The organism is Nocardia sp. NPDC005998 (assembly GCF_040614395.1).
Classification (GTDB): domain Bacteria; phylum Actinomycetota; class Actinomycetes; order Mycobacteriales; family Mycobacteriaceae; genus Nocardia.
The window spans coordinates 250,420-258,811 of record NZ_JBEXUI010000006.1; the positions used below are offsets into that span (position 1 = coordinate 250,420).

Below are 8,392 nucleotides of genomic sequence, written 5' to 3' on the forward strand. Positions count from 1 at the left end.
CCTGCCGGTCGCTCATAGACAAACCTGCCCGACAAGTTCGGGCGCAGCACAATGGTGAGACGGATCACGGCTGCTCACTGGGCATTTCGCCGAGCGCGAGGTGACCTGATCGAGCCGATCCGAGCGGAAGGCGGTAGGTAGGGTGGCGCAGGGAATATTCGCGCACACTCGGTGGCGGCACCTGGAGCAATGGCGGGTGCGCTGGAAAATCGGCGCGGCCGTTGCGCTTCCGCTGGCCGCGGCCATTCTGCTCGGCGGCCTGCGCCTGACGGTCTTCTTCAATGACTACTCCCAATACGCCGATGCCGCCGATCGGATCTCCGATATTCCGGCGATCACCGCACTCGAATCCGCGGCCTCGACCGTCGCGGGCGGGCAGGTTTACGGCACCACCACCGACCAAGACCTGGTCGAATTGTCAACGGCTATTACCGAAGCCACCCTGCGCGCCAAGCGCAAGGGCCTCGATGCGACGGTCGCCAGGGCGCTGCAGCAGATGACCGCAACGAGCGAAGTCATCCGCTCGGGCGGTAAGGGCGGCGGCGATCCGGTCAAGGCCGTCGAATTGAACAACGCGATCGTCGTCGATGCCATCGGCACCGTGGACAAGTTGCTCACCCCGATCCGCGTCGGCTCGGTCGTGGTCGCGAAGGCACAGCTCTCCGATGTGCTCGTCGGCAAGGTCGAGGGATTCAACTGGCTGATGGCGGCGATGCAGGCAATCCAGCAGCCGACCGAGGCCGAGGGTTTCCATACCGCGCAGGGGCGATTCCTGGCCACCACCGATGCGATCGAGCAGGCCGTGCCCGCGGCCAAGCCCGACCTCGATCGGGTGGTGCGTCCCAACAACGCCGTGCTCAAGGACATGATCGAGACGGGGATCCACACCCACATCGTGGACCTGGTCGAACTGCGGCGGCTCGCCATCGAATCCCGCGATGTCTACACCGGACTCACCGGCGAGATCGTGCAGGGCGTCATCAGCGATGTCGACAACAAGGTGATGGCGGCCCAGTCCGCGGCCCTACGGGCCTCACTGGTGGTACTCGTCACGGTGGTCGCGGCGCTCGGTTTTGCGCTGCTGGTTGCGCACTCGCTGCTGCAGCCGCTGCGCAGGCTGCGGGCGGGCGCGAGCGAACTCGCCGAACAGGATCTGCCCAGTGAGGTCGAGCGGATCATGCTCGGCGCCCAGCTCGAAGACATCACGGTCAAACCGGTGCCGGTGCACACCGGTGAGGAGATCGGCGAAATCGCCCGCACCGTGGATGGTTTGCACGCGCAGGCACTCAAACTCGCCGCCCAGCAGCAACTGCTGCGCGATCAGGTCAACGACATGTTCGAGACCATGGCGCGGCGCAGCCAGACCCTGGTGGATCGCCAGCTCAGCATGATCGAGGCGCTGGAATTCGAGGAGAAGGATCCCGAACGGCTCGGACAGCTGTTCCGGCTCGACCACCTGGCCGCCCGCATGCGGCGCAATAGCGCCAACCTGCTGGTGCTGGCCGGGACGCGGTCGCGCCACGATCGGTCCGGACCGGTCGAGGTGCGCGATATCCTGCGCGCCGCGGTCTCCGAGGTCGAGGACTATCAGCGGGTCAAATCCGGTGCCACACCCGATGGTTGGGTCGCTGGCATTGCGGCCACCGATGTGGTGCACCTGATCGCGGAGATGCTGGAGAACGCGCTGCGCGCCTCACCACCCGATAGCGATGTCACGTTCTCCTACAGCCGGACCTCCGAGGGCGGCCTGCTGATCGAGGTCATCGACGAGGGCATCGGCATCGTGGCGGCCGAACTGAACGAGATCAACGAGCGGCTGGCGACGCCGGCCGCGGTCACCGTCGCGACGACCCGGCAGATGGGCATGTTCGTGGTCGGCAAACTCGCCGAGCGCCATGGCATCACGGTTCGACTACGGCGTTCCCACGATCGCGCGCTGAGTCCGGGAATCACCGCGAGCCTGCACATTCCGCCCGCGCTCATCGACGTGCCTTCCCAGGATCCGGATGATCCGGCGACTCTGAAGCCGGTGATTCCGGTACATCGCGATGCGTTGGGTACCGCGGCGACGGCCAAGGCCGAGTCGGCCGCCAAAGTCACGCCCGCGGTCGAGGCCATTGCGCCCGCGAAGGCGGTCACCCCCGCGGCCAAGGCCGCACCCGCGGCCCGGCGGATCGGCGCGCCACCGTCGGCCCTGCCCAAGCCAGCGGAGCCCGCGCCCGAAGCACCCGCCGCACCTGCCGCACCGCCGGTGATCACCAGTTATGGCCTGCCGAAACGGGTTCCGGGTGTTAATCGCAAGGGGCGCCGGAAGGCGGGTGCAGCCGCTGGCGCAGCCAAGACTTCCGGTGCAACCGCAGCGACCACATCGGCCCCGGCTACCTCGACACCGGCCAGCTCGACACCGGCTACCTCGACACCGCCCGCCGCTACGCCATCATCCGCGAGCGAGCCCGATTCGGGTCCACCGACCGGGCCTCAGCGCGTGGCCAAGACATCATCGTTCTTCCAGACCGCGCCTACCGAATCCACAGCATCCGGGGCGAATGGGGATGCGGCAGAGTCCATCCGATCCACACCGGACGGGGAATCGGCGCAGGATACCGGTGGTGAAACGACGCCGATATTCGCCGGGATGATGTCGAAGTGGTTGGCGGATCCGACTACAGGGGAGTTACCGGTGTTGACGAATTGGCATTCGGCGGCGGATGAAGGCTGGTCTGCCGCACAGCGGGCGGCGGATGCGCAGATCACGGAAAGGACGACCTCGGGACTACCGAAACGAGACCCTGGAAATCAGTTGGTGCCCGGTGGGGCCGAATCAGGGGCGGGGACAACGGATTCGGCGGCGGGCCCACGACGGAACCCGGAATCGATCCGTGCAGGATTGAACAGCTATCAGCGGGGGGTACGTGACGGAAGAGCCACTGGTAAGTTGAAACCCTTTGCAGCCGAGGATGTTCGATGACCGCACCTGAGCAAGAAGCCCCCGCCGCGTCCCGCGCTGTCTCGGCGAAGATCGTGATAGCCGGAGAAATGGGCGTCGGCAAGACGACCCTGGTGGGCGCGGTATCGGATATCGTGCCGCTGAAGACCGAGGCGCTGATGACACAGCTCAGCTCCGAGGTCGACGACACCTCCGCGGTCCCGGATAAGCAGACCACCACGGTGGCCATGGATTTCGGCCGGATCACCCTGTCCGAGGATCTGGTGCTCTACCTGTTCGGCACCCCCGGCCAGCATCGGTTCTGGTTCATGTGGGATGACCTCAGCCTCGGCGCGATCGGCGCGATCCTGCTGGTCGATACCCGTCGGGTGGACGAAAGCTTCGCCGCGGTCGACTATTTCGAGGAACTCGGTCTACCGTTCCTGGTCGCGGTGAACGAATTCGAGGGCGCCCCGAAATTCCCCGAGGAGGCCATTCGCGACGCGCTGTCGCTATCCGACGACGTCCCGGTCATGATGATCGACGCCAGAGACCGGGAGTCCGCCAAAACCGCCCTGATCGCGCTCACCGGCCACGCGTTGGCGCGGGTCAAGGCGAAGAGCTAGTGCTCGAATGGGCGGCTGTGCCGAGCCGCCCATTCGACAGCTAGTCCTCCCCGAGGGAGGCGAGCCAGTCGACCGCGACGGATTCGCCGCGGTCGACAGTGAAGAAGGCGACCTCGAGGTGCTGGCCCAGATCAACGAGACCGAGGGCGGCCAGTGGGACCGGCTGGATCAGGCGCACGCGCCACGGTTTCGCCTCATCCCAGGCATGCAGTTCCAGGTCCAGGCGCAGCACCGGATCGTCGCGACCGGCGTAATCGGCAGCCACCGGCGCGGCGGCCAGTACGGTGGCATCGGCGCGGCGGCCGTCGGCGAGGATCTTGGCAATGCTGGCCCGGCCGGTCTCCTCGATATCGGGCACATAGAGCACCAGCCGGTCGCGGTCACCCGGATCGACCCGGCAATTGATCACATCCCCGGGCTGCATCCACTCCAGATCTTCGGGGCGCATCCGCTGCCGGACCCGGGTTTCGTATGGCAGCGTGCCTTCCACCTGCAGGCGGACCCAGAAAACGTGTCCTGGTTCGCTGCGCTGGGGCCGCGCACCGAGGATCGTCGCCGACCCGGCGACGCCGTGCATCAGCAACTCGCGCCGCTGCTCGTCCGATAACGTACCGGCGCGTAGCCCGAAGTTCCGTGACCCTCGACTGCGCAGTACCCACCCCGTACTAACCGACGCCAGGTTCATGGACGTCAACGTTAGCTGGAGTGTGGTCAGAGTCACAGCAATACCACCGACTACCCTGTTGGCCATGACCGCTGAGTTCCCGACCATTCCCGACGATCTCAAGCCCGCCGACGGACGGTTCGGCTGTGGCCCCTCCAAGGTGCGCCCGGAGCAGTTGCAGTCTCTGGTCTCCGTCGGCGCCTCGGTATTCGGAACCAGCCACCGGCAGAAGCCGGTCAAGGACGTGGTCGCGCGCGTGCGCAAGGGCCTGCGCGAACTCTTCGCCCTGCCCGACGGCTACGAGGTGGTACTCGGCAACGGCGGCACCACGGCGTTCTGGGATGCCGCCGCATTCGGCCTGATCCGGGAGCGCTCGCTGCACCTGACCAACGGTGAGTTCAGCTCGAAGTTCGCCGCGGTGGCCAAGGGCAACCCGTTCATCGGCGATCCGATCGTGGTCTCCGCCGAGCCGGGCAGTGCACCCGAACCGGTTGCGGATCCCTCGGCCGACCTGATCGGCTGGGCGCACAACGAAACCTCCACCGGCGTCTCGATCCCGGTGCAGCGTCCGGCGGGTTCGGAGAACGCGCTGATCGCCATCGACGCCACCTCCGGTGCGGGCGGTCTGCCGGTGAACATCACCGACGCCGACGTCTACTACTTCGCCCCGCAGAAGTGCTTCGCCTCCGACGGCGGCCTGTGGGTCGCGCTGATGAGCCCGGCCGCCCTGGCTCGAGTCGAGGAGATCAAGGCCTCGGGTCGCTGGACCCCCGAATTCCTTTCGCTGCCGATCGCGATCGACAACAGCACCAAGGACCAGACCTACAACACCCCGGCACTCGGCACCCTGCTGCTTTTCGCCGACCAGATCGAATGGCTCAATGGCAACGGCGGGCTGGACTGGGCGGTCAAGCGGACGCTGGATTCCTCGTCGCGGCTCTACTCCTGGGCCGAGTCGAGCCCCTACGCCACCCCGTACGTCGCGGATCCGGCACATCGCTCGCAGGTGGTCGGCACCATCGACTTCGCCGATTCGGTCGATGCGGCCGCGGTGGCGAAGGTGCTGCGCGCCAATGGAATCGTGGACACCGAGCCCTACCGCAAGCTCGGCCGCAACCAGCTGCGCGTGGGCATGTTCCCGGCAATCGACCCCGAGGATGTCTCGCAGCTGACGCGTAGCATCGACTGGGTCGTCGAGAAACTGGGGTAAATCAGCTCGGCAATTGCGACACGCCCACTTTCCGACACGCCGCGCATTAGGGTGCGGCGAATCGATCAGAGCAGACTAGCGGGGCGCGGAAGGTCTTTCGCAGATTTCCGCCCCGCGTGTCCCGCCTCGAGATCATCAGTAGTGCACTACTGTTTCGGAAAGTGGGCGGTGTCGCGAGCCGACGCGATAAGGAGGTAACGGTGCGTGAACTTCGAGTGATCGGGGTGACGCCCGACTCCACGCACATCGTGTGTATCGACACCGAGACCGGCAACAAGTACCGGCTGCCCGCCGACGACAAGCTTCGAGCCGCAGCACGCGGAGACCTTGCCCGATTCGGCCAGATTGAGATCGAGATGGAAGCAACTATGCGTCCCCGCGATATTCAAGCTCGTATCCGCGCCGGGGCATCCGTAGAACAGGTCACCGAGGAATCCGGGATGCCGCTGAGCCGGGTCGAACGGTTCGCCTATCCCGTGCTGCTGGAACGGGCCCGCGCCGCGGAACTAGCGCAGAAGGCCCATCCGGTGCGCGCCGACGGTCCGGCCGTGGAAACCCTCATCGATATCGTCACCGCCGCCTTCACCGAACGCGGGCATACCCTCGAGAACGCCGAATGGGATGCCTGGAAGGACGAAAAGGGCTTCTGGGTCGCCCAATTGCAGTGGCAGAATGGCCGTTCCGAAATCGCCGCGCATTGGCGCTATCAGCCCGACGCGCACGGCGGCTCGGTCTCCCCGCTCGACGATCCGGCCTCGGACCTGATCGATCCCGACTTCGGCCGTGCCCTGCGCGGGCTCGCGACCATCCTCCCGCCGCAGGCCGAAATCGAGGCGCCCGTCGCGCCCGAACCGCCGGTGGAGACTCGACCCGTGGAGCCCCGCCCCGCCGAGGCGCGTCCGGCGCGCGAGACCGCGGCGGCACCGGCACGGACGTCGGCACGCAGTCAGCCGACCCTGGACGAGTACTACGAGCAGCGCTCCGTCGCGGCCGGTGGCAGCAGCGCGCCGGTCAGCGCTGGCGGTGCGGCTGCCGCGATTCCGGCCGCCGCGAGCACGAATGCCATTCCGGCCGCGAGTGGTTCCGCCGCTGCCGCCGCGGGAACGAGCACCGCTCCATCCGCCGGTGCTGCGCCGGCCGCACCGGCAGCCGGTGCGAGCGCCGCCCCGCCCGCGCCCACCGCTCCGGCCAAGCCTGCCGCCTCGGCGAAGCCTGCCGCGGAGGAAGCACCGAAGACCAAGGCCGCGCCCGCGAAGGCGGCGCGGAACAAGCGGGGCAAGGCGCCCATGCCGTCGTGGGAAGACGTGCTGCTCGGGGTCCGCAGCTCGGGACACTGAGTCGAGTTACCCCGGACCGGGTCTCAGGTCCGGGTCTAGCACAGCGACATTCGGCGTCCAGCTCACACAATGGTCGAGATGGCGGAACTCGTTCTGGAGAACACCGCCATCCGCTCTGCTCGATCTTGTCCGCCCTGATCGTCAGCTAACTGTTTGCTGCGAATTTCTGATGCCCGCTGGCGTGTTCGGAGGCGGAAGGTCCATCGCCGAAGCGGGAGAACGGGTAGATTTTTCGTGTGTCGTCGACTTGGTTTGTCGACGTCGGGCGGCTCACGGTAGTGGGAAGTCACGCGAGGACGCCGTGGGTTGCTCGAAGTTAGCGGAGCTGTTTGGTGCAACCATCGGGAGGTGCCGGAAATGCTGTCCAAGGCTTCGTCTCTCTGGTACGTCGACGCACAGGATCCGTTGGCGATACTCCGCGCGAACCACGATCCGGATCCGGAAGCTGCGCTGGCACTGGCGAAACAGCTGCACGAGGACCGCGACGTCCTGCCCGTCATGGTCGGCACGCTGGGCGGTTGCGCGGGGCCGGACGCCGACGAGGTGTACATCGGCTGCTATCCCGGGGTTACCGTGGTCTGCTCGTCGCAGGCGGCGCGGGCGCATCCGACGGCACTGCCGGAGTTGCTGGTCCGCCCGCTCGCCTCGGAGCACACCTATCTCATCTCGTTCGACGCTCACCATGGCTGGGGTTCGTTCGCGCATTGGGAGCGTGGTGAATTCCGGCGCTCGTTCAGTTCGACACGGGTGAACATCCTGGAAGACGAGGGCCTGCCACTGGTGTGGGAGCGCACGTATTGGGCCGGTGATCATCCAGTGCGCTGGCAGGCCGGGGAACTGCCGGACCCGCAGACCCTGCCCTTCGATCCACCCGATTTCGCCGACGCCGCCAATAACGAGTGGCTCGGCTTCCACTACCGAGCCCCGGCCGCCGGCGGAGCGCTGATACCGGGTGATATCGCGGTCTGCGGCTTCACCCTCTATCCGAAGGGTCAGGCACCCGCCACGGCCGACCTGATGCCGCCCGACGAGCGGCACAACGGCCATACGCGACCCCGACGCGGCCTGCTGAACTGGCTGCGCGGCAAGGATCGCGTCTGTTGAGGTCTAGCCCGACAGTCCGCCGATGATCAGGACCAGCCAGCCGAGCAGAACACCGGCCGCGCCGCCGCCGATGACCCAGCGGGTCACCGGCGCCTGACGCCAGCGCCAGGCGGTGGGCGCGGCGCCGCCGACGGCGACCAGGTTGACCAAGACCGCGAGTATCGGATGCACCTGTGCCAGTGCCGAGCCGAAGGCGTACACCGCGACGGCCGTCAGCAATGCCACCATGGTCGCGACGGTGAGCCCGGCGGCCCACGGGGTCGGATCCTGGTAAGGCTGGTAGGGGCGATATGCGCCATTGGGGAAATAGCTCACGACTGCGCCTCGCAAGCGCTCGGCTCCGTCGTGCGCCACGACGCGCTGCGCTCATGGTTCACCCGCTGACGCTCGCTCACGACTGCACCTCGCAAGCGCTCAGCTCCATCGCGCGCCACGACGCGCTGCGCTCATGGTTCACCCGCTGACGCTCGCTCACGACTGCACCTCGCAAGCGCTCAGCTCCATCGCGCGCCACGACGCGCTGCG

7 protein-coding genes are annotated in these 8,392 nt (G+C 67.0%); 5 read left to right on the forward strand and 2 right to left on the reverse strand.

Annotation, left to right across the window (positions count from 1 at the left end; all coding sequences use genetic code 11):
* Window positions 1-142: 142 nt before the first annotated feature.
* A complete protein-coding gene (locus ABZ293_RS12570) occupies window positions 143-2,968 on the forward strand; it encodes an ATP-binding protein (protein WP_355179967.1) in 2,826 nt (941 codons plus the stop codon).
* Window positions 2,965-3,552 (forward strand): ATP/GTP-binding protein, encoded by a 588-nt coding sequence (locus ABZ293_RS12575; RefSeq protein WP_354961519.1) that lies wholly within the window; start codon window positions 2,965-2,967, stop codon window positions 3,550-3,552. Before ABZ293_RS12570 ends, ABZ293_RS12575 begins: the two co-directional genes overlap by 4 nt.
* 40 nt (window positions 3,553-3,592) lie before the next feature.
* On the opposite strand, the gene ABZ293_RS12580 is transcribed toward ABZ293_RS12575, so the two are convergent.
* Window positions 3,593-4,237, reverse strand: a complete 645-nt coding sequence (locus ABZ293_RS12580) for a hypothetical protein (protein ID WP_355179969.1) — start codon at window positions 4,235-4,237, stop codon at window positions 3,593-3,595.
* A gap of 64 nt (window positions 4,238-4,301) precedes the next feature.
* Between ABZ293_RS12580 and serC the strand changes: the two genes are divergently transcribed.
* The 3 genes from serC to ABZ293_RS12595 all read left to right on the forward strand — a co-directional run bounded on the left by serC (window position 4,302) and on the right by ABZ293_RS12595 (window position 7,867).
* The gene (gene serC, locus ABZ293_RS12585; protein ID WP_354960648.1) at window positions 4,302-5,426 is read left to right on the forward strand and encodes a phosphoserine transaminase; all 1,125 of its coding nucleotides are present in this window, start codon (window positions 4,302-4,304) and stop codon (window positions 5,424-5,426) included.
* Window positions 5,427-5,626: 200 nt separating this feature from the next.
* Complete coding sequence (sepH, locus tag ABZ293_RS12590) at window positions 5,627-6,763, forward strand: septation protein SepH (RefSeq protein WP_355179971.1); 1,137 nt, start codon at window positions 5,627-5,629, stop codon at window positions 6,761-6,763.
* A 357-nt stretch (window positions 6,764-7,120) separates the two neighbouring features.
* The gene (locus ABZ293_RS12595) at window positions 7,121-7,867 is read left to right on the forward strand and encodes a hypothetical protein (protein ID WP_355179973.1); all 747 of its coding nucleotides are present in this window, start codon (window positions 7,121-7,123) and stop codon (window positions 7,865-7,867) included.
* Window positions 7,868-7,870: 3 nt separating this feature from the next.
* Here ABZ293_RS12595 and ABZ293_RS12600 read toward each other — a convergent pair whose 3' ends face one another.
* Window positions 7,871-8,182 (reverse strand): DUF2537 domain-containing protein, encoded by a 312-nt coding sequence (locus ABZ293_RS12600; RefSeq protein WP_355179975.1) that lies wholly within the window; start codon window positions 8,180-8,182, stop codon window positions 7,871-7,873.
* Window positions 8,183-8,392 lie beyond the last annotated feature (210 nt).

What these genes read in the sequence shown, in the direction of transcription:
- ABZ293_RS12575 (WP_354961519.1), top strand. Translation starts at nt 2,965, where the DNA reads ATGACCGCACCTGAGCAAGAAGCCCCCGCCGCGTCCCGCGCTGTCTCG.
- ABZ293_RS12580 (WP_355179969.1), bottom strand. Translation starts at nt 4,237, where the DNA reads ATGAACCTGGCGTCGGTTAGTACGGGGTGGGTACTGCGCAGTCGAGGG.
- serC (WP_354960648.1), top strand. Translation starts at nt 4,302, where the DNA reads ATGACCGCTGAGTTCCCGACCATTCCCGACGATCTCAAGCCCGCCGAC.
- ABZ293_RS12595 (WP_355179973.1), top strand. Translation starts at nt 7,121, where the DNA reads ATGCTGTCCAAGGCTTCGTCTCTCTGGTACGTCGACGCACAGGATCCG.